Below are 25620 nucleotides of genomic sequence, written 5' to 3' on the forward strand. Positions count from 1 at the left end.
TTGATCTGGTGATGATTGTTGCGTCATGTTTCATATTCTACGACGCACTTACTTACTTTTTTCTCCCTGCCCCGGTTTTCTGAGCGGATACAAAATAACAATCTGTGTGGAAACTAATTTGAGTAATTTGTCAATAAACTTCCCAAAAATCTGCACATCAGAAAACCGGGAATTTTCTGACCATAACTCATCTATATCAAACTGCTCACCTAAGTTTAAACTTTCCGAACCAGCAATAGTATCAATAATCCCAGAATACCATTGTTCAGACTTTAGCCCTGATGTCCCAATTGCGGTTAAATCAATAGATACACAAGCAATTCCTTCACCCTGTAACCTTTGCATTGTGCGGACACGCAAACTGGATTTTCCCATTTGTCGAGAGTTGAGGACAAAACAAAACTCTCCAGCTTTCACAGCCTGATACAAATCTGCATCAGCTTTGCGTGTGACGTAGGTAGGTGCATTAGCAGGAAGACTACCACCAAATTGATATTGATAATCTTGGGGAACAGGCGAATTCATAGTCATATTATACATGGGTAATACCCAGGTGATATGTCAATTAAGACACAATATACTACTTGAAGGCTGAAGTTTCGTTCATAAGTGCATAAAAATTTTGATTTACCAATTAAGAGAAGCAAGCTACAACCTAACCTACAATATTAGGCGATCGCGTAGCCCAGAGCAGGCATCGCACTTTTGATCTCAATGTCTGAGCCGTCCCCCCTTAACAAAGCAGGACTACAAGGGGGTTAAAACGATCTCAAATTCTCACGAATGATTTAGGACTGCTATATAAGCAACAGATACCTCGAAGTCGTGTTGAGGTACTCCAAAGTCGTGTTGAGGTACTTCAACATCGTGTTGAGGTACTTCAAAGTCGTGTTGAGGTACTTCAACATCGTGTTGAGGTACTCCAAAGTCGTGTTGAGGTACTTCAAAGTCGTGTTGAGGTACTTCAAAGTCGTGTTGAGGTACTCCAAAGTCGTGTTGAGGTACTCCAAAGTCATGTTGAGGTACTTCAAAGTCGTGTTGAGGTACTTAAATGTCGTGTTGGAGTACTTCAAACTTTGTTGCACCGCGATCAAGTACACAGGTGCGGGCTATTCGGCGTCGCTTGACTTTTAAAACAGTCGCTACAATTATCCTTAAGTGAAGATTAGCAATCAGTTAGCCTGGAAGGTGGTAAGAGTTCAATGATAAAAAAGATTGACACAGCCATTTTTGGTTTCTCAATCCCATAACCTTACTCCCATTCTACAAAAATTATGCAAAATCTCACTAGAATTACTCGTAATCCTGAAGTCATGGGCGGTAAACCCTGTATTCGAGGAATGCGTATCACTGTTGGTACTATCGTCGGATTAATGGCATCTGGACACAGTAATAGCGACATTCTCAAAGCATATCCCTACCTTGAAGAAGCCGACATCTATGAAGCACTTGCCTATGCTGCATGGCGGGTTGAAGAGATTGAAGTTCCTCTCAAAAGTGCATGAAAATTTTGATTGATATGAACCTTTCCCCTGATTGGGTTGCGGTTTTTAAGAGGTACAATATTACTGCTGTTCACTGGTCTACTGTTGGCGATCGCCGTGAGAAAGATTCAATAATTATGGAGTGGGCAAGAACTAATGGATATATCGTCTTTACTCACGATTTAGACTTCGGCTCCCTACTAGCTGCGACAGGTGTCGATACTCCCAGTGTCATTCAGGGTTCGTACCCAGGATGTTTTGCCGAACAGTATCGAAAATCTAATCATTTCAGCCCTGAATCAGTTTGAGTCTTCACTAGAGACAGGCGCATTGGTTACTGTTGATCAAACCCAATCCAGAGTGCGTATTCTACCAATTAGGCGCGGATAGTTTTAGGGAAATATCGCTAACTCAGTTTCCGGGTCAAAAAAGTGAATTTTCTCTAGAGTTAGAGATAACCAAAGTTGCTCGCGAACTTGTACAAATCGATCTGGTGGGATTCGCACTTGTAGGTAATTGGCTGTAGTGGCAGGTTTAGATCCCGGTTCGGCAATCTTAACAGCGAGAAAGGAATCGTTGCCGAGATTTTCTACCAAATCTACTTGCACTGGTAGATTTTTGGTGGCAGGCATACTCAAATTCAAGTGTTCTGGGCGAATACCTAAAATTAGAGTTTTCCCATCATATTTTTGTAAAGCTTTTCCCCAGACTTCTGGCAGGGTGAAACGAAACTGGGAATGAGTAATCAACTGCGGGGCATGAAATTCTACAGAAATAAAATTCATCGGTGGTGAACCAATGAACTCTGCGACAAAAAGGTTGGCAGGGCGGTTGTAAAGTTCTAGGGGAGAAGCAACTTGCTGAATTTTACCCTCGGACATAATTGCAATGCGATCGCCCATTGTCATCGCTTCTGTTTGGTCATGGGTGACGTAAATTGTTGTTGTCCCCAATTGGCGCTGCAATTTGACAATTTGGGCGCGGGTTTCTGCCCGCAGTTTAGCATCTAAGTTAGAAAGCGGTTCATCCATTAAAAATACTTGAGGGTCACGCGCGATCGCTCGTCCCAATGCAACCCGTTGTCTTTGTCCCCCAGATAGCTGTTTAGGTAAGCGATTCAGCAATGTTTCGATTTGCAACAGTTGAGCAACACTACGCACCTGCTCATTGACTGCCCGTTCCTTGTCAGAAATGTAGCGCAATCCTTTAGGTAACTTTCTTGTCGCCCCCACAAAAAGATTTTCTGCCCACGCCCGAAAATAAGGAGTATTTTCTCCTCTGCTCCTCTGCTCCTCTGCTCCCCTGCTTCCCCTGCGACGTAACCCAAAAGCGATGTTGTCATACACCGTCATGTGAGGATAGAGGGCATAATTTTGAAACACCATTGCAATGTCGCGTTCCTTGGGTGGTAAGTCATTGATCAAGCGATCGCCTACCCAGATATTACCGCCAGTCATCACTTCTAACCCGGCGATTAACCGCAGTAGGGTGCTTTTACCACAACCAGAAGGGCCCACCAGCACCATAAATTCGCCATCTGCGATCGTCAGGTTAATCCGCCGCAAGACATTGACACTTTCCGCACGTGGCGCTACGTCAGTTTTTTCCGCAAGTGTGAGAGGAGATTGGGTTTGTGAGATAACACTTTCCCCTTTACGCGAGGAAAAACTTTTATAAACGTTTTCTAAAATAACTTGAGACACAACTGTTAATTATTGTCATTGAATATTGGGCATTGGCTTGAAAAAGGGACTAATGACTAATGACACTTTAGCGCCCATAATACACGTTCTATCTAAATACGAAAAGTTAAAAAAACAGCTTTTACCATAAAAAGCAAACTATTCTGAATTTTAGGGCTGTTAGGAGGTGTTGTTATGACTACCGATGTACCTAAAAATCTTTCCCAAGACCCAAGCATTAACCCTGTCCATGACATTGTAGACGTACAAACTACAGATTGTTGCATTGTGGGTGGAGGGCCAGCAGGCGCAGTATTGGCGCTGTTGTTAGCGCGTCAAGGCATTTCTGTGATCCTGCTGGAAGCACACAAAGACTTGGATCGCGACTTTCGTGGCGATACGATTCATCCATCGGTGATGGAAATTATGGAGGAATTGGGACTTAGCGATCGCTTGCTAAAACTTCCCCATAGCAAAATGCGCCAAATTAGTATTCAAACTCCTCAAGATACTGTCACATTCGCAGATTTTAGTCATCTGAAAACCGATTATCCCTACATTACAATGCTTCCCCAGGTAAAATTCCTGGAGTTCATCACCCAAGAAGCGCAAAAATATCCTAGTTTTCATCTGGTGATGGGTGCGAATGTGCAGGAATTAATTGCCGAAAATGGTGTGATTCAGGGTGTCCGCTATCGAGGAGGCGGTGGTTGGCATGAAATTCGGGCAATACTGACAGTTGGTGCAGACGGTCGCCACTCACGTTTACGCCACCTGGGTGAGTTTGAGTCGATCGAAACTTCGCCGCCAATGGATGTCCTCTGGTTTCGCCTACCGCGTCAGCCAGAAGACCCTGAAGGGGGAATGGGGCGCTTTGGTCAGGGTAAGTTAATCGCCATGCTTGACCGTGGTGATGAGTGGCAACTTGCCTATGTTATTCCTAAAGGAGGCTATCAACAACTAAGGGCTGCGGGTTTAGAGGAATTAAAAAAATCTGTTGGCGAAGTGGTGCCAAAATTCCAGCAACGTATCCAAAATTTACATGATTGGTCACAAATAGCTTTTCTCTCAGTCGAGTCCAGCCGTGTCAAACGCTGGTATCGTCCGGGACTGCTACTCATCGGTGATGCGGCTCATATAATGTCCCCCGTTGGTGGAGTTGGGATTAATTACGCGATTCAAGATGCTGTAGTCGCGGCGAATGTACTCAGCAAACCGCTCAAAAACCGAGAAGTACAACTTAGTGACTTAGCAAAAGTACAACGTCAACGCGAGTTGCCTACACGTATCATTCAGGCGTTTCAAACTTTTGTCCAAAAGCGGGTGTTGGCCTCGGTTCTCACCTCAAATCGCACTTTTGTACCACCTGCATTTTTGCGCTTACCCATCTTGCGCGACCTACCAGCCAGGTTAATCGCCTTGGGTGTTTTTCCAGTTCACGTCAAAACTTAATTTTTGCTGAGAATTTTTGATATTTCCTCAGTAAATGGTACAATTATACTACTCTATACAGAATTAAATGCTCATTTAGTCAGGCGAGGGTGGCGAGCGGCATACTCAATGCTGTTCAAAGCGATCGCTTGGCTTTTATGCTAAAAAGGACTAAAAACTCAGAGTGGATGTAGAAAATTTGTTCAAACATTATTAAAAAATGCAAACAATTAAACATATTTAGATATTAATTGACACTACATAGAAAAACCCCTTCTTTTTCAATCAGTACTTTTTGCAGTCAGGAGTAATTTTAATGAACAGCTGCGTTTTGATGGTGGAAATTATAAACGAGCCACAACTCCGCTATACAGCGGATAATCTGGGAGTCACAGAAATGCTGGTGCAGTTTCCCAATTCCCAGAAACCAGAAGATCCGCCAGCCACCCTGAAAGTTGTCGGCTGGGGGAATTTAGCGACAGAAATTCAGCAAAACTACCACCAAGGCGATCGCGTCATCTTGGTAGGACGTTTAAGTATGAATACTGTTGATCGTCAAGAAGGTTTTAAAGAAAAACGTGCTGAATTGACAGTACAACAAATTCAATCTGTTGGAGGTAGTTTTAATACTGATCCATTGCCCTCAGCAACTGTAACTCCATCATTTACTGAAACTGCTCCCCGACAACCATCTTCAGCATCTCGTCCTCCACAGAAAGAGGTTACCACTTACGAGTCGCCACGTCCAGCGCCTACTCCAGCGACAAATCCTGTTGGCGTTGCTCCCCAAACGAAAACTTACGAACCCGTACCCCAACCCACAAATTATGAGCGAACCACTTATCCAGCAGTGAAAGAGGAAGAACCAGATCCAGATGATATTCCTTTCTAAAGTTGGTAGTTGAGCGTGTATTCAATTTGCTAACTAACATTACGACTAGACAATTTCTACAAATAGCCATCCTAAAGGATGTGCTATTTTTTTGTTTGCGTTGAGCTTTGCGTCTTGTCGTGAGACATCGCTTAGTTTAGCTATTGATCAGTTAGGGATAGAGAATTTTAATCTCTAAATCACAAGCTTCAGCCTCTCTTTTTCAATTTAATAAACTTCATCATGGCTGCCAATATCAATCAATCAAATAACCATTTCTAACAAAGTCTCATCCTCAGATAAATTAAAGATAATTCTACAATCATAAGCAACAGAACAAGACCACAAACCCGCTAATTTTCCTGTTAACTTATGAGACTTCAAAGACGGTGTAAATGGATCATCTGCCAAAAGCCTTAATACCTTAACAATTTGATTCTTTAATTGAGGGTTTGTCTTTGTAATTTTCCTAAAAGACCGCTTAAATCCACTACTCCAGACAACTTCCATCATCATCTCCTAGTAAATCAGCGATCAAATCATCAACGCTTCCTCTATGAACAGTGCCATCTTTAAAAGCCTGCATCACTTCCTGAGCATTAGCCAAAATTTCAACCCGCCGATTCTCAATTCGTTGTTGGCGAAGAAACTCAAATAAATACTCTCGATCTTCTGTGGGCAAACTTTCAATAGAATTAATAATTTCTTGTAAAGTCATCATAGAACCTCCTAATAAAGTAAACTCTACCTTTACTAACTCTATTTTAATCTCTAAATCCAAAGCCTCAGCCTCTTGCATTTAGACAATTTATGCAAAAATAGGATATTATATTGGGCGTAGTGGCGACAAATGTTTCTGGAGGGTAGAAGTAGCAATTAGCGATCGCCAGGGCATTAACCTTTCTTCATCTCGGCGTTGCGATAAACAATAAAATAAACCCTTAAGTGTTGTATCTAACAGTTAAGGGCGTAACTACTTATTTAGACTTAGGTAAACCTCCTCTCAGTGTCAGGTCAACTCCTATCTTTATAGTTGTTGACCGTGAGTCAGAGTTGCTTGTATCGATTACATGGATTCTGAATAAATTTTACGCATTATTATTTGTAACCACCTGCAAGACTAATCGCTCAAACCTGCAACCAAGAAATTTTTAAACCCAGAATAGCATTAAGCCGAAATTGCAAACATCTCGGCTAAATCCTGTCCACTTTTAAATAAGTATTTACAAATGTATTCTTTTCTACCTTTATTTTTAATTCAGTACCACTCCTCTATTGGAGGATTTTTTAGGGCAATGAGCGCAATTTTCCTAAATCACAGGCGGTTCTACATCGCAGATGCGTGTATATTGTGGAAGTATGCAATGTCAATTGTGGTTAAAGTCTAAACAGTGAAAAACTGCCAAGGAATCTAAAAACCAAATTTACCCACGTATACACTAAAACTATTGTTAAAATCAAATAATTTTAAGTTATAATTTCCTACCCAACTCCTATGAGAGAAACTGTCCTAGAGGTTCGCAATCTCCAAGTTGAATTTCCCAGTGATGGCAACATTAACAGAGCTTTGGATGGTATTTCCTTTGGGCTGCATCGAGGTGAGACTCTAGGAATAGTAGGAGAATCGGGGAGTGGTAAATCAGTGACAGCCCTAGCTGTGATGGGTTTGTTGCAAACTCCCGGTATAGTTAGTGGCGGTGAAATCTGGTTTCGTCCGCAGGAGAATGCCAACCCCATCGATTTGGTAAAATTGCCTTCTGAGCAAATGCAGTTACACCGGGGTGGCGACATCGCCATGATTTTTCAAGAACCGATGAGTTCGCTCAATCCAGTTTATAACATTGGGTTTCAGCTAACAGAAGCGATTATGCGGCATCAGAATGTATCAGCAGCCCAAGCACGACAAATTGCGATCGCAGGTCTGCAAGAGGTAAAACTTCTACCTAGTGATGAGGAGATACAGCAGCAGTATATCGAAACTTGGCCTCAAACCAACAGCAATTCATCGAAACCACAACCATCAAAGTTGTCACAGTTGGTTAGGGAACACAAAGAAGCCATGCTGGAACGCTACCCTCATGAACTTTCTGGGGGTCAGTTGCAACGGGTGATGATTGCAATGGCAATTTCTTGCAACCCATTAATCTTAATCGCAGATGAACCAACCACAGCCTTGGATGTGACGGTGCAAGCAACAATTTTGGAGTTAATCCGAGAATTGCAACAAAGCCGTGACATGGCAATGATTTTCATCACCCACGACTTGGGGCTAATTTCGGAAATTGCTGACCAAGTAGCGGTGATGTATAAAGGCAAAGTTGTCGAATCTGGTACTTCTCGGCAAATTTTCAGCAGTCCCAAGCATCCATATACTAAAGGTTTGATAGCCTGCCGCCCCACACTTGACCGCCGTCCCCAAAAATTACTCACCGTTTCTGACTACATGAGTGCAGAAGAGACACCAACGGGACAAGTAGTAATTCAGGCGAAAGAACCCGCACAACCCACAGAAGTCACCACTGAAGAGATTGCTGCAAGATTGACAAGCTTCAATCAGAAGGAACCCCTGCTGCAAATCCGCAACCTGAAAGTTGCTTTTCCGGTGCGCGGGGTGTTTGGTGGTACAAAACGCTACAATATGGCAGTCAATGGCGTTTCCTTTGATGTCAAACCAGGGGAAACACTAGGTTTGGTGGGAGAATCTGGTTGCGGTAAAACCACCCTTGGTAGAACCTTACTGCGATTAATTGAACCGATGAGTGGTGAGATTATCTTTGAGAAACAAGATATTACTAGCCTCAAAGGAGAACCGTTGCAAAAACTGCGGCGGGAAATGCAAATAGTTTTCCAAAATCCTTTCAGTTCTCTTGACCCACGGATGAAGGTCGGGGACGCGGTGATGGAACCATTGTTAATTCACTCTGTTGGTAAGACCAAGCAACAACGACGCCAGCGAGTAGCCGAACTTTTAGAACGGGTGGGGTTGAGTGCAGATGCGATCAACCGCTATCCTCATCAGTTTTCTGGCGGTCAACGTCAGCGGATTTGCATAGCCCGTTCTTTGGCGTTAAATCCTAAATTTATTATCTGCGATGAATCAGTTTCAGCGCTGGATGTTTCAGTACAGGCGCAGGTATTAAATCTTCTCAAAGAATTACAGTCGGACTTTCAGCTTACTTATATTTTTATTTCTCACGATTTAAGTGTGGTTAAATTTATGAGCGATCGCATTTTAGTTATGAATCGCGGTCAAATTGTTGAAGAAGGGACAGCCGAAAGTATTTATCTGGAACCCAAAGAGGAATACACGCAAAAATTAATTGCTGCAATTCCTACTGGTAGTGCTGAACGCGTGCGAAGTCGTCATCTACGGGCTTTATAGAAAGCGGTTAGAAACCGTATCTATACGAGGCTTTACCCATCTTCGTGGGTTATAAAAGCTTGATTTTCTCTTAGCCCACGCAGGAAAGCCTGTTTGTGTAGCCGCGAATTCTATTCGCCCTGGTTGCCTCATGATCATTTTCTTTTTTAACAGATATTTGTGCAAACAAAGTTAATTACATCTGCAAGTCCAGACTGAGTTTTTAAATTAGTAAAAATAAAAGGTTTATCGCCGCGCATTTTTTTAGCATCTCGTTGCATCACACTTAAATCTGCACCGACATAGGGAGCAAGGTCAGTTTTGTTAATCACTAACAAATCAGACTTAGTAATGCCGGGGCCACCTTTGCGGGGAATTTTATCACCAGCCGCAACATCGATAACGTAAATCGTTAAATCCACCAATTCTGGACTAAAAGTAGCAGCCAAATTATCGCCGCCACTTTCCAAAAATACTAAATCTAAATCGATAAAACGTTCTTCTAACTGTTCAATTGCCGCCAAATTCATCGAAGCATCTTCGCGGATAGCAGTATGAGGACAACCACCAGTCTCTACACCCAAAATGCGATCGCTTACCAATGCCTGAGAACGGACTAAAAACTGAGCATCCTCTTGAGTATAAATATCATTTGTCACCACCGCAATCTGATACTGCTCACGCAATCCCTTACATAAAGCATCCACCAAAGCCGTCTTCCCTGAACCCACGGGGCCAGCAACTCCCACTCGAAATGCATTCATAACTCACACCATTTTGAATTTTAGATTTTAGATTGTTTAACAGGACTTACGCACAGGTAACGGAAAATTGTAGACGCAAAGCGGTGAGCCAGTCCGGTGGACGGGTTCCCCGGCATAAAGGAGGGAACACATAGGGCTTACCACAGGCTACCACAGAGGACGCACAGAACACGGAGGAATAAGAGTTTGAGAGGTTTTTTTTAAGTCCTATTTAATCCAAAATTTAAAATCTAAAATTCTTCTGTGCCCTAACTCCTAAACAACCTTGTATACTGTGTTTCATGCTGCATACTCGCCAGCGACAAACCCCAACTACAACAGGCGAGTTCATCATCCTGCAACGCTAAAATTTCTAACGCCGCAGTGCTAAATAATGGTTGCAAATCTAGCAATAACTGCTGTCCTGCTGTTTGTCCAAGAGGGATAAGTTTGACGCCAGCAGTAATCAAATTACTTGCCCAACTATGCAGATATCCGAGTAATGCGGCTTTGATACTGATTTGCCAATGGGCAACGGCAATGCCAAAAGCGATCGCATAATTGCAAGGATTACCTACAGCATTGGCAATAGGCACAATCTGCGGTTCTAGTTTACCAAGTAATTGGATGAGCGATCGCCCCATCTGCCAACTAGAGGCGCGTAACTCTTCTGTTTCCCTAGCAGCAGATAACCATAGATTCCAACGGCATAGCGACTCAATATCACCCATTTTTGCAGCTTGCTGCGATCGTACCATCACTGCTGCCTCTAGTCGAATTGCCCCGGAGAGTAACTCTGCTTTTAACCAATCTTTGAGATGTGTCTGGTTAGCGATCGTACCATTTTCTACCAGCATTTCCAAGCCTTCAGAATAGCTATATGCTCCCACTGGCAAAGCGGGGCTAGCCAGCTGCAAAATACTCAAAAAATGGCTATCAGTGAGCATGATGGTGTTGTCCATAAGCTCCCAATTCTGGCTGAAACGGTAAAATTTCTTCTTTAACTTCTAACCCCAATTGTTCCAACATTGTGCGTAAAACAGAATCTGAGGACAAGCGTAAATAAGTCTGAGTAATTTCTACAGGTACATGGCGATTTCCCAGATGGTATGCCGCCCGTAGTAATAAAAGTGGTGTTTGGGCAAAAGCAGTCAGCACTAGTTCTGGTTTGGCAGTAATTCTGATTAAACTGCTATGGGTTTCTTCTTGCAGAATATCGCCATCGTGTAAGACAGTTCCTCTGGGTAGATGTAAAAACACAACTTTACAATCTTCTGTTTCAAAACGATGACGGCTGCGGGTACGTTCTTCTGCTGTCAGCGCCAGAGTAAAGGTGACTGCGGCATCAAGATTAGGTGGTTTAAGTTGGGTAAATGTCAGCATAAAAGTTTCGTCTGAACTTCCGCTTTTCATTATGATTCTAATTAGCACCTTCCTATTCCCTGTCACCTGCAATCCTTTGAGTGACGCTCGTACCCCTGCTTTTAAAGTTTGCTACGCACTCCATAAGCAAGTAGTTAATCTTCTGGTGTAGGGTCTGTGGAATTTGGCATATTCCAAGTTTTGTGCCACAGTTGTTTAATTTTTTGAATGTTCTCTCCTGTTTTTATCGCCTCCCAACCATCTTGAATAGCTTGCTTCTCTCTATCAGTTAACTTCCAGGATAAAGGAGGACGATACCGACCATCTTTGTAAAATTCAGATGTAAGAAATTTTGCACGTATTTCAGCTTCCAAGGGGAAGAAAATGGGAAAGTATTGGATATCTACCTTCTTGTTCTCCCATTTTTTGGCCAGTAAATCTGCTTCCTTTGCATTTCGAGATGCTAAAACCGGATCGCGTACCTTGAACATTGCCAGTAATGGCCCTATAGTCGCCATAAACCAGCCTCCATTCCCCTGCACGTTTTCTCCCTGCACGTTTTCTGTTGAATCAGATTTAGGAAAAGGATTGATTTGCAATATAAGGACTCGTTTTACATTTAAACTATTTTCAGTTTTTGACCATTCATTAAGCTGTTCATCCAGCCATTCGGCTGCCGTTACAAAGCCAGAATTATCGAAATAGCCCCCATCAGCAACGTGATAATTCTGCTGATTTGGGATGTTTACACTGCTGCGACAGATAGGAGATACATAGGGAAAAGTTGCTGATAGTCTTGCAGCCGTTACAACATTCATATCATAGGCTTTATAAAGAGTATTAAAGTCTATATACTTTTTCTCAGGAGCCCGCCCAAATGTTACTGGAGTCATCAGAAATCGCCAGCCATTTTCGACTAAAGTTGCATTGAATACAGGAATAGGAATTTCGCCATCAAAAATCTGTTTTCGCCAGGTTCCAAAGGTTTTTATCTTTTTTGGTTCCTTCATTTCACCCTGCCAGTCTATCTCAACTGCTCTACCACGATCACACTTTGGGGGAACAATGAATGGAAATCCGATGAATCGCCATAAGTCCAAATAAACAAAACCCCAACCAACGGCATCTAAACTATCTTTAGTAGCAGCATAAAAACTATTGATTTTGTTAGATATTTCCTGTTCGCTCTCTTCTAAAAAGCCATCTTTATTAAAGCGATCTAGATAGTACATTGTCCCTACTGAACCGCCTGAGACAGCACTAATCAAGCCAATTGCTTTGGTAAATGACTCTCCTAATAATTCTTGGAGACCACTTAACACTTGCACTGTCCATCCTGCTGCTTGAATTCCACCACCACTAGCACAAATAATCACTAAAGTTCGTTCTCCCTCTTGATGTTTGAGACGCTTTTCTAGCACTTCTTGGAAATTAGTTGAATCCCTATTGTCTCTCTTTTTATCTTCACTATCCTTGAACTGATTGACTGGAAAAAAGTGATTAACATCAAATGCAATATAGCTAATAGCTGAGAAAGCAATAAATAAAATTAGTACAGGAATCCGAAAGTAATCTAAATAGAATGTTGCACCTCCATAGAAAAGTGTCACCATCGATATGATAAGTAGCACATATAGGAGTGCTGGCGCTTCAGGTCGATTTGTTTCTGATTTGGGGTTAAAACGTAAACCAACTGTAATATAGATAACTACTCCAATTAGAAGATAAGCAATTGCTGTCAGATGTCCCGCACTCAATTCACCTGTTTGAGGATTAATATAACCAAATGTATTATGTTTCCCTACGAAAGAAACGATATCAGCAAGTATCTTTTTTAATAAATCATTTGAGCTTAACCAGTCTCTGATAAAACTAATAATAAATAGTAGCCCAATTCCCAATACCGCACCTACAAATGCTCCCCACCATCTTTCCTTGTTGTTCAGCTTCTCTTGGGAGAGATCAAAGGCGATAATGCAAATGTATAAACTTAAGGCAATAGCTATTCCATATTGCCAAAATTCCGAAATTTCTATTGTTGGTGGTACATCAAAGCGAGCTGGTGCGTTATCTAGAATGATCGCTGCAACTGAAATTACTGATGTTCCGGCTCCAATTGCGCTCACAATTACGACTGCCAGTTGCCACTTGCTGCGAAGTACAAATAGATTTTTCAACATGGCTGGCAGCCAATCCTTGGCAAGTTTAGGGAGAAGCAGAAGGAATAAACCCATCAAAATAGGCAGGCGCAAGAAGAAAAGATATTTCCAGACAGCATCGGAACTTGGTAGCCATGTTGCTAGAACTACCAACACTGGCAAAAACCAGATAATTTTTTTCATATTTAACCCTCAACTTCTTATTGTTTTGTAACTAGATTCCAAACTTGATAATGAAATAATATCGCTATTTTTACTCAGATTTTGTTGTTCTATCTGTTTCTTTTTTTCGGAATGACTAAATAATTATTATTAAATTCTATTCAACCTTTCCGCAATCCTAAAAGCACTAAAGCCAATATTGCAGGTACTGATAGAATTAAAAATGCTGTTGGACATTGCAGGCTAATGCTGCCAAAAATCCCAGCGATCGCCATACAAATTAAAAAGTAAATCCAAATCCAAGAAGCCTTAAATTATGGAAACATCTGCGAACAAAATAATCCCCAGATTAAACCAGCAGCAATAAACCCGTTGTATAACCCTTGATTGTGAGCCAGAATTGCAAAAATTTGTTCTGGAGTAAATCTCCGACTATTTTTTCTTGAACAAACTCTGTATTCCAGAAAAACATCTGTACAAGAAAAGCAGTATATATTAATGCAATAATACCTATAAGTATCTTGATAACTGTTTCCATGATTACTGTCCTCCTAGAATTTAATTCTTTGATAAGTCGTAAGTTATTAGGGTAAATTTACGTAAATTTACTGTAATGAAGAGATGAACAATTTTTAAGGAGCGCAGACGTAGTGCGTCGTAGACTTCGCATAAAATCATACTGTATTGGAAAGTGCGATCGCCAGAGGCGTCAGCGTAGCCATCGCCGTCAGCTAATAGGTAAGGTAAACCAGAAAGTTGCCCCTGCATTCAATGCACTATTCACACCAATTTCGCCGCCGTGAGCATTGATGATTTGCTTACATAAATACAAGCCCAATCCCAAACTTACGGAATTGCGGATACTTGCACCCCGAAAGTAAAGGTCAAAAAGCCGATCGCTTTGTTGTTGACTAATTCCCACGCCGTTATCACTAACAGTACAATAAATTTTGTCATCTTTACGAATAGCGTTGATTGTCAAGACCAATCCAGGGGGATTATGTTTCAGAGCATTAACAATTAAGTTAGAAAAAACTCGCCATAGTTGCGTAGGATCAGCATTCACTAAGGGCAAATCTGCGGACACCAGATTTGTCAGCTTGGCTTGATTTTGTGCTAGCAATGGCTCTAAATCAGCGATCGCAGCTTCGACAACTCTCAGTAATTGTACGGCTTGACTTTGTAAAACAACACCTTGTACTTCGCTGACATGAGCTTCCATTAAGGAATTAATTAAGTTAAGTTGGCGATCGCTACTTTGAATCATCCGCTCTAAAATGGAGCGGGAAATCGAAATATTATCCTCTGGACGTGCAAGCAAATTTTTCAGCACCATTAAAGTACCCAGCACTGGGTTGCGTAAGTCGTGAGAAACTGCATGGAAAAATACTCGTAGTTCTTCTTCAGTTTGTTTGCGCTGGGTAATGTCTTCAATCAAACCTTCGTAATAAAGCAGTTTTCCTTGTTCGTCAAGCACTGCATAGGCTTTTTCTGAAATCCAGACAATACTCCCGTCTCGGCGATAAATTTGGGACTCAAACTCAGAAACACTGCCATACTTTTCCATCAGGCGCACAAATTCTGCCCGACGGTTCGGATCAATATACAGTTGATGTTCTATATCAGTGAAATTTGCTGTCACCTCTTCCGCGAAAGAGTAGCCATAAATGCGTGCTAAAGCCGGATTTGCTGTAATATAACGTCCATCGGGACTGCTTTGAAAAATCCCTTCAACAGCGTTTTCAAAAATGCTGCGATATTTAACTTCTGCAACCTTGAGTTTTTGGTAGGCAGATTCCAGTTCTTGACGGGCGTAAAACTCAGAACGTTGCAGGCGATCATATAGATAAACACCGATGTCACATATAATACAAAACCAAAAAATGTATAATATCAAGGTTACATTATATATTTCTGGGTGTTCGGGGATTGGTGTTTTTAGCCCAAGTGCCGTATTCACACCAAAATAGTAAACCAACACACTCACTTGAGTCAGCAAGTGAATAATCCAGCAGACAGGCATCAACACAGCTTGGCTCAAGAACAGTAGTGACCAGCCGATGGTATCGGGTAGTGCGAAACCTCTAAGAGTTGCAAACAACTGCGATGCTAAACTAATTGACCAAGAAGACCCCAAAAATAATAAATCTGGACGCTCATGACCTAATTTAGTTTTGTGTAAAGCAAAGCAGATCAGTATACTCAGGAGCATTGCAATATTGATTACAAGGCGTTGAGTTCTAAGTACTTCTGGCAGCTTCTCCAACTCTTGAAAAGGGAAAAACAAGCCGTAAATGTCTCGTAAAGTAAAAGACAACAGACAGATCAGCGCCAGCCATAACCATAAACGTAATCTCTGCCACAAAAAACGGTTACGCCAAGTTCTGTAAAAAGTAGTGGTTTCATCTCTTGTTGGTGCAGAAAAGGTTTTTCTCCACCAGCTTTGCACTGTTGTAAATGGAGTAGCCATTAGCATCCGAGCAACTTTGCCCATACTTTGAGGGTGTTTCCCTTACTCAACATTGCCATAAATAACACCCTCTCATTTTTTGGTGATTTATGGGCGATTTGTTGCGGATGAAGTGAACAGAGGTAATGTAAACCAGAAAGTTAACCCGCGCTTGCGGTTATTAGTAACACCGATTTCGCCGCCATGTGCCTTAATAACTTTCCGACAAAGATACATTTTTAAGCCAATGCTTGTGGAACAACAGTCTTGGGGATCACGGACATGCAAATCGAAGAGGCGATCGCACTCTAGTTTACTCATTCCCACACCGTTATCTTGAATCTGAATGCGAATCATTCCTGCCTCAACAGTGGCACTCAGAATAAAATTTAATCCTGGTGGATTATTTTGCAAGCTATGTGCTACTAAATTTGCCAAAACTTTCTGCAACAGAGTCCCATCTGCCATTACTAACGGTAAATCTGCGGGAACCAAGTTCTTCAGAGTCGCTTGATTTTGTGTCAATATGGGTTCCAACTGGGCGAATGTTCCTCCCAGTAGGTTGCTAAATTGCACAGGTTCGAGTTTGATGTCAATACCCTGTTTTTCACAGGAATTAATTTCTAGCAATGAGTTAATCATCGTTAGTTGGCGATCGTTGCCTTGAATCATCCGCTCGATTATTGAGCGAGATACTGGAATTGGGGATTGGGAAGAGGCAGGGGAGCGGGGGGCAGAGGGCAATGGGGAGAATAAAAAATTACCTCTTTCCTCTCTGCTCCCTGCTCCCTGCCCCTCTACCTCTTCCCCACTCTCCACTCCGTGATTTAACAAATTCTTTAACACCATCAAGTTACCCATCACTGAAGTTCGTAAATCGTGGGCAACTGTATGCAAAACAACATCTTTGACGCGATGCAATTTTTCAACTTCTTGCATTTTCTGCTGCAACTGTGCTGTCCGTTCTTCTACTTGGTGTTCTAAATTAGTGTTAAGTTCTGCCAGTTTTTGGCATATCTGGCTTTGCTGAATAGCGATCGCTACCTGTTCTGACATCTGCTGTAATAAATCAATTTCTATTGGCTGCCAATGACGCGAACCTGAGCATTGATTGGCAATTAACGCCCCAAATAATTCGTCACCTAGCATAATTGGTACAGCCAAACTAGCCTTCGTTTGGAATTTTCGACAGTGCGCTCTTACTTTGGGAGATACTGCCATTTGCGTTATGTCTTCAAAGACACGCACAAGATTATCTTTTAGTAAGTTTCTTATTTCTTGTAGATAAGCTTCATCATTAGTAGACCAACCGGAGACTGATGGATACTTGCGATCTACTGATTCGGCAAGAGTTCTGACTCCTAAATTAGCATTATTTAAACTAATGAAAACTCGATCTGCTTGCAGAAATTGCCTGACTTCCGTCACGGTGGTTTGGAGAATTTGGTCTAAGTTAAGCGAAGACCGAATTCGCACTAGGGTTTCTGCCAACAAGCGATCACGTTGTGCTGATAGGCGTAATTGCGCTTCTACCTGTTTGCGTTCTGTAATGTCGTGATGTACTGCTAGGATGCTCTTGTTACCATCCAAATCAATAACTTCGGCTGAAAGTATTGCTGTAATTATCTCACCAGACTTTTGCCGAAATTCAACTTCCAAGTTACGAGCCACTCCTGTGTCTTGCAACTCCTGCACCAACTTTAGGCGATCGCGATCGTGTACCCAAATATCTAACTCAAAAGAAGTTTTACCAATCGCTTCATCTCGCTCATAACCAGAGAGTTCCACAAAACTGTCGTTAACTTCGATGAAGCGTCCTTCTTGGATTGTGCTAATCGTAATTGAATCGGGACTGCAACTAAAAGCTTTAGCAAATTTTTGGGCAAGATTTTGTAAGCTGATTTCTGCTTGTTTGCGATCTGTGATATCTCGCACAATTGCTAGTACCTCATCTTCACCACTGACTACCAACCGCGCCTCATAATCTCTGACTCCCAAAGGCGTTGGTAGCTGATATTCACAAGTTTGCAAAGTTCCAGTATCTAAAGTTTTAGCGATCGCTTCCAGGCTAATCGTTGCAACATCACTAGGCAATAACTCTTGCACATGTTTCCCAACTATTTCTTCTCTGGTAAGAGTGAGATTTGCTCCCTCACTTTTTAAATCTAGATACTCGCCATCGCGGCTAATGCGAAACATCAAATCGGGGATAGCATCCAAAATTGCTTTATACCGCGCCTCACTCTCAAGCAATTTTTCTTCGGCTAGTTTTCGGTCTGTAATATCTATAACCAAGCCATTCCAAAGAAAATCGCCGTTACCTTGTAATTCGGCTTGCGAAGTCCCTTGAATCCACTTAATGCCACTAGGCGTAATGAGCCGACCTTGCCAATGCCAAGGTGTAAGATTTGTACTACAAACAGCAATAGATTCTGTAAAGGCTTTTATATCCTGTGGATGAATCAGTTTGTATAGCACCCGAAAGTCTGCCTGTACCGCTTCTGGTTCTATTTCAGACAAATATTGACAACCAGAACTAACATAAGGGACAAAGACAGAACCATCCTGCTGTTGCAGAACTTGGAAAATTATTCCTGGTAAATTGACAGCAAGTTTTGAGAGCAAGTTAATAGCCTCTTGCTGGCAATTTGGTGTATACAGCGATGTTACAACGGTTTCATCCACTCTTTGACCCTTTGATAGCAAGCTATTGATGTACAATTAAAAGCCAGAATAATCAACTTAACAGTTTTGATTCTGTAGGCATAATCGCTAATATCGTGTCCGCTGAATTGCCCATAATAAAAGAACCTCACCTCGCTTCTAGCTAAAGCTAGAGATTCCCCTGCTTTACTAGGGGAGGCGCTGGTCTTGAGAGGTCACGCAGAAATCACAAGTCATTTACCGGACATGATATAACAGAATAAAAACAGCGCCTTCTTTCAGATTAGTTCCTGATGAGGCGATCGCATTCCCCCAATCGGGTGAACCATTTTCCCACGTGAGGAAAAAATGATGAAAAAGTTAGTTATAAATAGTGATCAACGACACTTTTCAAGACGCTGCTAGTTTTAAATTAGCTCTTATAACTTTACACTGACGCTATTTTAAAGACAATAATGATGGGACTATATCGTGATGATTGAATTTCATGAATAGCCCAGGCTAGCGCTTCCAAAAACCGCCGGAAAACTATCTCATCCTTGAGAGCAGAAAATGGAATATACCAGCAATAAGGCCTAATGAGAGGCTCTGCCTCAAGACTAGCGGCACCGCAATGAAAGAGCATTTCTAGCCAGAGGCTAGAAACGAGGTTTTAACGAAGTTTTAAAAAAGTTTTAGCTTAAGTTGACACCGATGCACATCTGTGCAACTCTACAAGGGATTGTGGTTTAAATAGATGAAAAAAGCTGTAAAAAATTGATATAGCCAACTTTGATCGCAATAATCAGATAGAAAGTAGTTTATCAATAGATTTAATCTAGTTTTATCTAAAAAAATAAACAGAGTTACCAATAGCAAAAACGAAAAATGGGTATTTTAGAGTGGATACCTTGCAATACATCCAAGGAGATATAAATGCAATTACAACAGACACCAGTTTTGAAAGAAACTCTTTGGGAAGCAGTTCTCAATCGAGACTCGACAATTGACGGCAAGCTTTTCTACGGTGTTCGCTCTACAGGCGTTTATTGCCGACCGATTTGCCCTAGTCGCAGACCGAATCGCAATCAAGTTTGTTTTTTCGAGTCGGCACAAGAGGCTGAAATTGCAGGTTTTCGACCTTGTAAGCGATGTCAGCCACAATTTGAAAAAGTTCCAAATCCGGCTAAGTCCAAAGTTTTAGCAGCATGTCGATTTATTGAAGCACAAGTTGATCACATTCCAACCCTCTCGGAACTATGCTCTCAGGTGGGAATGAGTCCCAGTTATCTGCAAAAGATATTCAAGCAAATAATTGGCGTATCCCCTTTTCAATATGCAGATGCACTGCGTGGCCAACGATTGAAACAGCGTCTTCAATCAGGCGAGGAAATTGCTCATGCAGTTTACGACACGGGGTATGGTTCAAGTAGTCAACTGTATGAGAAAGCACCTAAGCAACTGGGAATGACACCAAAGATTTACCAACAAGCTGGAAAGACAATCAGCATTGTCTATGCGATCGCTCCATGTCCACTAGGATATTTGCTTGTGGCAACAACAGAAAAGGGTATCTGTGCCGTTAAACTAGGTGATGAAGCAGACAAACTTGAACACACTTTGATCAAGGAATTTCACCAAGCGCAGATTATGCGTGATGACCAGACACACAAGGAATGGATACAGGCAATCCTCGACTTTATTGGAGGAGGTAAAGCACATCTTGATTTGCCACTTGATGTCCGTGGGACAGCATTTCAGAAACAGGTTTGGCAAGCATTACAGAAAATTCCCTATGGCCAAACCCGTACCTATACTGATATTGCGCGTGATATTGCCAAACCCCAGGCAGTCCGCGCGGTGGGTAATGCTTGTGGAGCTAATCCGATAGCGCTGATTGTACCGTGTCACCGTGTCCTGCGGAGTGATGGCAGTGTTGGTGGTTATCACTGGGGGATTGAGCGCAAACAAAAACTGCTCATACAAGAGTCACGCTGCACGCAATACTGAGTATTAGGGACTGGGTATTGAAAAGTTTGAGGTTCTGAGGTGGATGAATGAGTATTTGAGACAGATGAACGGAGTTCTGAGGTGGATGAATGAGTATTTGAGATGGATGAACGGAGTTCTGAGGTGGATGAACGGAGTTCCAAGGTGGATGAACGGAGTTCTGAGATGGATGAATGGAGTTCTGAGATGGATGAACGGAGTTCTGAGATGGATGAACGGAGTTCTGAGATGGATGAACGGAGTTCTGAGATGGATGAACGGAGTTCTGAGATGGATGAACGGAGTTCCAAGGTGGATGAATGAGTATTTGAGAGAGATGAACGAGTCCCCAGTCCCTTTTTTGATCGCAATTTATCAAACATGACATTGGAAGAAACAGCCGCTCAAACACCTGAACTAGAATCTTTGACTGAAGAAAATCTCACCCGTGGTTTAATGGTGCTTGCCAATCTCGATAGCGATTTGGCTCGGATTTTAGAGACACTGGGGCCTCCACCTATATGGTCAAGAGAACCGGGTTTTGCAACGTTGTTGTGCATAATTCTGGAACAGCAAGTTTCCGTAGCAGCTGCAAAGGCTATATTTACCCGACTATGTGGGGTTGTTGTAACGCTGACGCCAGAAAATTTTCTGAGATTGGATGATGTTCAATTGAGAGGAATTGGATTTAGTCGGCAAAAGATTCTATACTGTCGTGGGTTGGCAGATGCGATCGCAAGTGGTCAGCTTGACCTCAGTAAGTTGGAAAAAATGGATGAAACTGCGATCAGAACTGAGTTAAAGTGTCTCAAAGGGATAGGAGACTGGACAGTTGATATTTACTTGCTAATGGCGCTGCAAAGACCTGATGTCTTTCCCAAAGGCGATTTAGCGATCGCGATCGCTTTACAAAAACTCAAAGGATTGGCGACGCGGCCAACACCAGTTCAACTAGAAGCAATGACACAGCACTGGCGACCGTGGCGTGCAGTTGCTGCAAGACTTTTATGGCACTACTACTTGAGTAATGCCACTGCTAAGTCGGTTACAGTTTACCCGTGAATACTTTCTCAGCCGGGCCTGTCATGTAAACCCGTTGGTCGATTTCTGACCATTCAATTTGCAAGGGACCACCTGGTAATTCTATAGTGGCAGTGCGATCGCATTTCCCGGTTAACACTCCAGCTACCAAGGAAGCACAAGCACCAGTACCACAAGCTAATGTAATCCCAGCACCCCGTTCCCACACCCGCATTTTCAAATAGTCACGGCGTACCACTTGGATAAATTCGGTATTTATGCGTTGGGGAAAAACTGAGTGATGCTCAAATTTCGGGCCAATGGTTTCTAGCTCAATTGCTGCTACATCATCTACAAAGGTAATGCAGTGGGGATTTCCCATACTTACACAAGTGACATCCCAAGTTTTCCCCGCCACCTCCAACGGCTGAAAAATTACTTTTTCTTGGGCGGGTGTAAGGGTGGTGGGAATTTCAACAGCGAGTAACCTGGGTAAACCCATATCCACCTTCACTAGACCATTAGATATGAGTTGGGGAGTCATTACACCACCCAAAGTATGAATGCGATATGAGTCTTTATTCCGGGATTCGCCTTCCAAGTCTGCTAAAAAGCCAGCTAAACAGCGAATGCCATTGCCACACATTTCTGGTTCGGAACCATCGGAATTAAAAATCCGCATGGTGTAGTCAGTACCGTTTTCTCCAGGGAGGGCAAAAATTACACCATCAGCACCGATACCAAAGTGGCGATCGCACAACTTGATGGCTTGCTCTGGGGTCACTACAGGCAAAGATGACGAGCGATTGTCAATCAGAATAAAGTCGTTGCCCAGACCATGATACTTAGTAAATTCGATTGCCATTTGCTCAAGGATGAATTATCAAAGATAAGTTACTCTTTATTTTGCCTCGTAGGTTCATCTTTACTAAAAATGCTTACCGAACTTGACACCACTTTGCCTAGTATTAGACAAGTCCAAAATCTGATTAAACAAACAATACCAGTAGAATTTAAGTTGCTGACTGGCGATGTGGTAACAGGGAGGGTTTTATGGCAAGATCCACACTGTATCTGTATTGCTGATGAAAACAGTCAGCAAACCACTGTTTGGAAACAAGCGATCGCTTATATTAAACCGAAAATAAGTGAGTGAGGAGTTACAGCTATTTTCAGGTAAATAGACCACGCTCTACGGGCACAGCAATGTTCCCTACAACAGATGTGGTTCAAATACTTGAATTCTGCTGTAAAATTTCAAACATCTAAACTTCTAACTCCTAACTCTACTGGCGATCGCAAATAACTGTTCTAGTTGACTCAGACCTGTCAAGCCACCGCATAATAATACTTGGTCGCTAACTTGCAAGTCCATGCCGCCATCAGGATAGCGGATAAACTTGCCATCTCGCCGGATTGCCTGTACCTGTACTCCAAATTGCTTGCCGATATCTAAATCTCTAAGGGTTTTACCTATCGTTGGCGTATCTGCATTAACTGTAATCCACTGACAAGCACTATTTTCTCCAGGAACAACAGCTTGTCCTTTAGCTAACTCTGCCAAAGCTGCTAGTTCTTCATCTGCTCCCACAATCAGCAAGCGATCGCCTTCTTCCAATTTGGTTTGATTATTGGGATAATCGATTTCATCCCCGTTAGCGCGGCGAATTGCCATCAAACTCGCTCCTGTTAAGTAGCGCATATCTGCTTCTGCTACGCTCATGCCAATTAAAGGCGAAGCAGATGGGAGAGGATACCAGCGCTGATTTAAATCGCGGGTTGCTTGGCGCAAATCACGAGCAACTTCAGTAGCAGAACGCTGTGGGCGCAAATCTAAATAATGATCGTTGCGGATTTGCTGCATTTCCCGTTGGACGACAGCTGGCGACACCAAGCCTAAGCCAGTTAATAAATGAGTTGCCATTTCTAAGCTGGCTTCAAACTCTGGTTGCACAACTTCTCTAGCTCCCAATTGATACAGCACCTCAATATTTTTATCCTGGGTAGCACGGACAACCAAATCTAATTCTGGGCACAATTCCAAAGCGCGTTTCAAGCAAAGACGGCTACTCATTGGATCTGGGAGTGCGATCGCCATTCCTTTGGCATGATTCACACCAGCAGTTTCCAGAACATGTAAACTCACGCAATTGCCATAGACATAAGACACACCCATCTCACGCAACTGCTGAATTCTACTTTCTGATTGGTCAATTACTACCACAGGCAGGTGATGTTGCAGCAACAACTTTACTAAATTTTTGCCAACTTGCCCATAGCCACAGACTACCACATGGTTTTTGAAGGGCAAATCTTCCGACACATCCCGCGCCTCTTGTTCTTCTAAATACAGTTTCAACCAGGGCATTGATTCGGCAAAGTTAAATAAAAATGGTACTAGCCGCAGGACAAAGGGAGTAAGCATGAGAGTAACTGCTGTGGTTCCCAAAATTAATAAGTATATTTGTCGGGACACCAGCCCCAATGCCTGCCCTTCACTAGCGAGGACAAAGGAAAATTCCCCAATTTGCGCCAGTCCCAAACCAGCGATTATGGCTGTTTTCAAAGGGTAGCCAAACAGCTTTACTAGGGGGGTGATAATCAAAAATTTCCCTACGAAAACTATTGCCACTAACACCAAAATCAATTCTAGGTTGTTCCACAAAAACACTGGGTCGATTAACATCCCAATGGCGGCAAAAAATAAACTGGCAAAGATATCTCGCAAGGGTTCGACATAAGTCAGGGTTTGATCGGCGTACTCCACCTCAGAAATCATCAAACCTGCGACAAATGCCCCCATTTCAATCGACAGCCCCAAATGCTCTGTCAACAGAGCAATGCCCAAACATAGAGCTACAACCCCTAATAAAAATAGTTCTCTGCTTTCGGTACGGGCTAACAGTTGCAACAAAGGTGGTATCACCCAAATCCCAGCAGCTACTGCCCCGGCGGCAAATAAACCAATCCACAGTAGTGCTGTTAGCACGGTGATGCCAATAGTTTCTGGTGGTTGATTAAGGGCTGGTAAGACTGCTAACATCAGTCCTAGTGCCAAGTCCTGTACTACCAGAATCCCTAGCATAACTTGCCCGTGGGGCGTTTCTGTTTCGTTATCTTCCATTAAGCACTTGAGGACAACCGCCGTGGAAGACAAGGACAGAATACACCCCAAAAACATCCCCTTAGCAGGTAAGGCTCCCCAGGCTCCGGTTAACCCGCATACCACAACTGTGATCAAAATCGTCAAAGCAATCTGGAGTCCACCTCCGCCAAGAGCAATCGCTTTTACCTTTTTGAGTTCTCCAAAGGAAAATTCCACACCCAAGGCGAATAACAAAAAGGCAACCCCGAACTGTGCCAGAGTCTCTACTTGAATAAGTTCTTTAATCAGTCCCAGTCCGGCTGGCCCAATGATCATCCCGCCAATGAGATAACCTAGCAGCACGGGTTGTCGCAAAAGTGCTGCCAACAGTCCGCCACAGGCTGCAACTCCTAGAACTAAAACTAAATCAACAATTAGCCTAAAATCTTCTTGCACCAGTTTAAAAGAACTATTAATTAAGACCTATTAATTCAGGATACAAAGTTTTATGTTCTCAAACCGTTTGTTTAGTGAAGGTGCGACAAAATTTGATTATTTTGAAGGCGGCAATTGGAGTTTTTATTGTAGGACTTACGCACTGTACAAATTAATCATGGTATGCGTTTACCGAAATAGGTCGTTTCCAACTTTGATTTAATCATCTGAGATGGTAAATAGACCCGTGCTGTAGGGGTAGGCATTGCTTATTGGTGTCAACTTAAGCTCAAATCTCTTTAAAACCTCGTTAAGAGCCTCTGGCTGGAAATGCTGATCATTGTAGCTCTGCCGCGAGTTAGGGAGGCGGAGCCTCACATTAGGCATTCCCAGTCAGAGACTGGGAACGAGATAATCTCTAAAAGCTTGTTCTAGACTGGCTTTCAAAGACTCGTTCACGAGTATCAAAGGTGGATCAATGGAGCTAAAAGACTTGTTCACGAGTATCAAAGGTGGATCAATGCAGCTAAAAGACTCGTTCACGAGTATCAAAGGTGGATCAATGCAGCTAAAAGACTCGTTCACGAGTATCAAAGGTGGATCAACGCAGCTAAAAGACTCGTTCACGAGTATCAAAGGTGGATCAACGCAGCTAAAAGACTCGTTCACGAGTATTAAAGGTGGATCAATGCAGCTAAAAGACTCGTTTACAAGTATCAAAGGTGGATACCCCACCCCCAATGT

The 25620-nt window shown here is 42.6% G+C and carries 23 protein-coding genes and 2 pseudogenes; 9 read left to right on the forward strand and 16 right to left on the reverse strand.

Annotated elements, in window-relative coordinates:
• Positions 1-93: 93 nt before the first annotated feature.
• Positions 94-525: pseudogene (locus tag V7K21_RS12155) on the reverse strand (AAA-like domain-containing protein); the annotation flags it as partial.
• 749 nt (positions 526-1274) lie between these two features.
• Between V7K21_RS12155 and V7K21_RS12160 the strand changes: the two are divergent.
• Both V7K21_RS12160 and V7K21_RS12165 read left to right on the forward strand, forming a co-directional pair.
• Positions 1275-1505, forward strand: coding sequence for a DUF433 domain-containing protein (locus tag V7K21_RS12160; protein WP_292870922.1), 231 nt, complete (start codon positions 1275-1277; stop codon positions 1503-1505).
• A 14-nt stretch (positions 1506-1519) separates the two neighbouring features.
• The gene (locus V7K21_RS12165; protein ID WP_335174495.1) at positions 1520-1792 is read left to right on the forward strand and encodes a DUF5615 family PIN-like protein; all 273 of its coding nucleotides are present in this window, start codon (positions 1520-1522) and stop codon (positions 1790-1792) included.
• An 84-nt stretch (positions 1793-1876) separates the two neighbouring features.
• Here V7K21_RS12165 and V7K21_RS12170 read toward each other — a convergent pair whose 3' ends face one another.
• The gene (locus tag V7K21_RS12170) at positions 1877-3187 is read right to left on the reverse strand and encodes an ABC transporter ATP-binding protein (protein WP_335174497.1); all 1311 of its coding nucleotides are present in this window, start codon (positions 3185-3187) and stop codon (positions 1877-1879) included.
• A 174-nt stretch (positions 3188-3361) separates the two neighbouring features.
• Between V7K21_RS12170 and V7K21_RS12175 the strand changes: the two genes are divergently transcribed.
• Together V7K21_RS12175 and V7K21_RS12180 are read left to right on the forward strand one after the other, a co-directional pair.
• Positions 3362-4618: an FAD-dependent oxidoreductase gene (locus V7K21_RS12175; protein WP_335174499.1), complete on the forward strand. Its 1257-nt coding sequence runs from the start codon at positions 3362-3364 to the stop codon at positions 4616-4618.
• Positions 4619-4913: 295 nt separating this feature from the next.
• On the forward strand, positions 4914-5489 hold the full coding sequence (locus V7K21_RS12180) for a single-stranded DNA-binding protein (RefSeq protein WP_335174501.1): 576 nt from the start codon (positions 4914-4916) through the stop codon (positions 5487-5489).
• 243 nt (positions 5490-5732) lie between these two features.
• On the opposite strand, the gene V7K21_RS12185 is transcribed toward V7K21_RS12180, so the two are convergent.
• Together V7K21_RS12185 and V7K21_RS12190 are read right to left on the reverse strand one after the other, a co-directional pair.
• A complete protein-coding gene (locus V7K21_RS12185; protein WP_335174503.1) occupies positions 5733-5984 on the reverse strand; it encodes a type II toxin-antitoxin system RelE/ParE family toxin in 252 nt (83 codons plus the stop codon).
• On the reverse strand, positions 5959-6189 hold the full coding sequence (locus V7K21_RS12190; protein ID WP_335174568.1) for a hypothetical protein: 231 nt from the start codon (positions 6187-6189) through the stop codon (positions 5959-5961). Before V7K21_RS12190 ends, V7K21_RS12185 begins: the two co-directional genes overlap by 26 nt.
• A 774-nt stretch (positions 6190-6963) precedes the next feature.
• Here V7K21_RS12190 and V7K21_RS12195 point away from each other — a divergent pair.
• Entirely contained in the window at positions 6964-8850 is a 1887-nt protein-coding gene (locus V7K21_RS12195) for an ABC transporter ATP-binding protein (protein WP_335174505.1), read from the forward strand.
• A 146-nt stretch (positions 8851-8996) separates the two neighbouring features.
• On the opposite strand, the gene ureG is transcribed toward V7K21_RS12195, so the two are convergent.
• The 9 genes and pseudogenes from ureG to V7K21_RS12240 all read right to left on the reverse strand — a co-directional run bounded on the left by ureG (position 8997) and on the right by V7K21_RS12240 (position 18389).
• On the reverse strand, positions 8997-9593 hold the full coding sequence (gene ureG, locus V7K21_RS12200) for an urease accessory protein UreG (RefSeq protein WP_335174507.1): 597 nt from the start codon (positions 9591-9593) through the stop codon (positions 8997-8999).
• 248 nt (positions 9594-9841) lie between these two features.
• On the reverse strand, positions 9842-10534 hold the full coding sequence (locus V7K21_RS12205; RefSeq protein ID WP_335174509.1) for an urease accessory protein UreF: 693 nt from the start codon (positions 10532-10534) through the stop codon (positions 9842-9844).
• Positions 10509-10955: an urease accessory protein UreE gene (gene ureE / locus V7K21_RS12210; RefSeq protein ID WP_335174511.1), complete on the reverse strand. Its 447-nt coding sequence runs from the start codon at positions 10953-10955 to the stop codon at positions 10509-10511. The genes V7K21_RS12205 and ureE overlap by 26 nt, the downstream gene beginning before the upstream one ends.
• Before the next feature lie 134 nt (positions 10956-11089).
• Positions 11090-13276, reverse strand: coding sequence for a patatin-like phospholipase family protein (locus V7K21_RS12215; protein ID WP_335174513.1), 2187 nt, complete (start codon positions 13274-13276; stop codon positions 11090-11092).
• 140 nt (positions 13277-13416) lie between these two features.
• Positions 13417-13665 (reverse strand): annotated as a pseudogene (locus tag V7K21_RS12220) (DUF1304 family protein).
• Positions 13605-13793: a hypothetical protein gene (locus tag V7K21_RS12225; RefSeq protein ID WP_335174515.1), complete on the reverse strand. Its 189-nt coding sequence runs from the start codon at positions 13791-13793 to the stop codon at positions 13605-13607. The pseudogene V7K21_RS12220 and the gene V7K21_RS12225 overlap by 61 nt, the downstream one beginning before the upstream one ends.
• A gap of 20 nt (positions 13794-13813) precedes the next feature.
• Positions 13814-14023: a hypothetical protein gene (locus tag V7K21_RS12230; RefSeq protein WP_335174570.1), complete on the reverse strand. Its 210-nt coding sequence runs from the start codon at positions 14021-14023 to the stop codon at positions 13814-13816.
• Positions 13983-15749, reverse strand: coding sequence for a PAS domain-containing sensor histidine kinase (locus V7K21_RS12235; RefSeq protein ID WP_335174517.1), 1767 nt, complete (start codon positions 15747-15749; stop codon positions 13983-13985). The genes V7K21_RS12230 and V7K21_RS12235 overlap by 41 nt, the downstream gene beginning before the upstream one ends.
• 63 nt (positions 15750-15812) lie before the next feature.
• On the reverse strand, positions 15813-18389 hold the full coding sequence (locus tag V7K21_RS12240; RefSeq protein WP_335174519.1) for a sensor histidine kinase: 2577 nt from the start codon (positions 18387-18389) through the stop codon (positions 15813-15815).
• A gap of 894 nt (positions 18390-19283) precedes the next feature.
• Between V7K21_RS12240 and ada the strand changes: the two genes are divergently transcribed.
• The 3 genes from ada (at position 19284) to V7K21_RS12255 (ending at position 21398) form a co-directional block, all read left to right on the forward strand.
• A complete protein-coding gene (gene ada, locus V7K21_RS12245) occupies positions 19284-20357 on the forward strand; it encodes a bifunctional DNA-binding transcriptional regulator/O6-methylguanine-DNA methyltransferase Ada (protein WP_335174521.1) in 1074 nt (357 codons plus the stop codon).
• 102 nt (positions 20358-20459) lie between these two features.
• Positions 20460-20660 (forward strand): hypothetical protein, encoded by a 201-nt coding sequence (locus tag V7K21_RS12250; RefSeq protein WP_335174523.1) that lies wholly within the window; start codon positions 20460-20462, stop codon positions 20658-20660.
• 57 nt (positions 20661-20717) lie between these two features.
• Positions 20718-21398 (forward strand): DNA-3-methyladenine glycosylase family protein, encoded by a 681-nt coding sequence (locus V7K21_RS12255; RefSeq protein WP_335174525.1) that lies wholly within the window; start codon positions 20718-20720, stop codon positions 21396-21398.
• On the opposite strand, the gene dapF is transcribed toward V7K21_RS12255, so the two are convergent.
• Positions 21382-22221 carry a diaminopimelate epimerase gene (dapF, locus tag V7K21_RS12260; protein ID WP_335174527.1) on the reverse strand — a complete coding sequence of 280 codons (840 nt, stop codon included), beginning with the start codon at positions 22219-22221 and terminating at the stop codon, positions 21382-21384. The genes V7K21_RS12255 and dapF overlap by 17 nt on opposite strands.
• Positions 22222-22290: 69 nt before the next feature.
• Here dapF and V7K21_RS12265 point away from each other — a divergent pair, with 69 nt between their 5' ends.
• Complete coding sequence (locus V7K21_RS12265; RefSeq protein ID WP_335174529.1) at positions 22291-22512, forward strand: Hfq-related RNA-binding protein; 222 nt, start codon at positions 22291-22293, stop codon at positions 22510-22512.
• A 117-nt stretch (positions 22513-22629) separates the two neighbouring features.
• Here V7K21_RS12265 and V7K21_RS12270 read toward each other — a convergent pair whose 3' ends face one another.
• The gene (locus tag V7K21_RS12270) at positions 22630-24897 is read right to left on the reverse strand and encodes a cation:proton antiporter domain-containing protein (protein WP_335174531.1); all 2268 of its coding nucleotides are present in this window, start codon (positions 24895-24897) and stop codon (positions 22630-22632) included.
• Positions 24898-25269: 372 nt separating this feature from the next.
• The gene (locus V7K21_RS12275) at positions 25270-25596 is read right to left on the reverse strand and encodes a hypothetical protein (protein ID WP_335174534.1); all 327 of its coding nucleotides are present in this window, start codon (positions 25594-25596) and stop codon (positions 25270-25272) included.
• Positions 25597-25620 lie beyond the last annotated feature (24 nt).

The sequence above is a fragment of the Nostoc sp. genome (assembly GCF_036919595.1).
GTDB lineage: Bacteria > Cyanobacteriota > Cyanobacteriia > Cyanobacteriales > Nostocaceae > Nostoc.

What these genes read in the sequence shown, in the direction of transcription:
- ureG (WP_335174507.1), bottom strand. Translation starts at nt 9,593, where the DNA reads ATGAATGCATTTCGAGTGGGAGTTGCTGGCCCCGTGGGTTCAGGGAAG.
- V7K21_RS12190 (WP_335174568.1), bottom strand. Translation starts at nt 6,189, where the DNA reads ATGATGACTTTACAAGAAATTATTAATTCTATTGAAAGTTTGCCCACA.
- V7K21_RS12255 (WP_335174525.1), top strand. Translation starts at nt 20,718, where the DNA reads ATGACATTGGAAGAAACAGCCGCTCAAACACCTGAACTAGAATCTTTG.
- V7K21_RS12185 (WP_335174503.1), bottom strand. Translation starts at nt 5,984, where the DNA reads ATGATGATGGAAGTTGTCTGGAGTAGTGGATTTAAGCGGTCTTTTAGG.
- V7K21_RS12180 (WP_335174501.1), top strand. Translation starts at nt 4,914, where the DNA reads ATGAACAGCTGCGTTTTGATGGTGGAAATTATAAACGAGCCACAACTC.
- V7K21_RS12230 (WP_335174570.1), bottom strand. Translation starts at nt 14,023, where the DNA reads ATGCAGGGGCAACTTTCTGGTTTACCTTACCTATTAGCTGACGGCGAT.
- V7K21_RS12250 (WP_335174523.1), top strand. Translation starts at nt 20,460, where the DNA reads ATGGATGAACGGAGTTCTGAGGTGGATGAACGGAGTTCCAAGGTGGAT.
- ada (WP_335174521.1), top strand. Translation starts at nt 19,284, where the DNA reads ATGCAATTACAACAGACACCAGTTTTGAAAGAAACTCTTTGGGAAGCA.
- V7K21_RS12225 (WP_335174515.1), bottom strand. Translation starts at nt 13,793, where the DNA reads ATGGAAACAGTTATCAAGATACTTATAGGTATTATTGCATTAATATAT.
- V7K21_RS12165 (WP_335174495.1), top strand. Translation starts at nt 1,520, where the DNA reads ATGAACCTTTCCCCTGATTGGGTTGCGGTTTTTAAGAGGTACAATATT.
- ureE (WP_335174511.1), bottom strand. Translation starts at nt 10,955, where the DNA reads ATGCTGACATTTACCCAACTTAAACCACCTAATCTTGATGCCGCAGTC.
- V7K21_RS12175 (WP_335174499.1), top strand. Translation starts at nt 3,362, where the DNA reads ATGACTACCGATGTACCTAAAAATCTTTCCCAAGACCCAAGCATTAAC.
- V7K21_RS12265 (WP_335174529.1), top strand. Translation starts at nt 22,291, where the DNA reads ATGCTTACCGAACTTGACACCACTTTGCCTAGTATTAGACAAGTCCAA.
- V7K21_RS12195 (WP_335174505.1), top strand. Translation starts at nt 6,964, where the DNA reads ATGAGAGAAACTGTCCTAGAGGTTCGCAATCTCCAAGTTGAATTTCCC.
- V7K21_RS12235 (WP_335174517.1), bottom strand. Translation starts at nt 15,749, where the DNA reads ATGGGCAAAGTTGCTCGGATGCTAATGGCTACTCCATTTACAACAGTG.
- V7K21_RS12205 (WP_335174509.1), bottom strand. Translation starts at nt 10,534, where the DNA reads ATGGACAACACCATCATGCTCACTGATAGCCATTTTTTGAGTATTTTG.
- V7K21_RS12215 (WP_335174513.1), bottom strand. Translation starts at nt 13,276, where the DNA reads ATGAAAAAAATTATCTGGTTTTTGCCAGTGTTGGTAGTTCTAGCAACA.
- V7K21_RS12160 (WP_292870922.1), top strand. Translation starts at nt 1,275, where the DNA reads ATGCAAAATCTCACTAGAATTACTCGTAATCCTGAAGTCATGGGCGGT.
- dapF (WP_335174527.1), bottom strand. Translation starts at nt 22,221, where the DNA reads ATGGCAATCGAATTTACTAAGTATCATGGTCTGGGCAACGACTTTATT.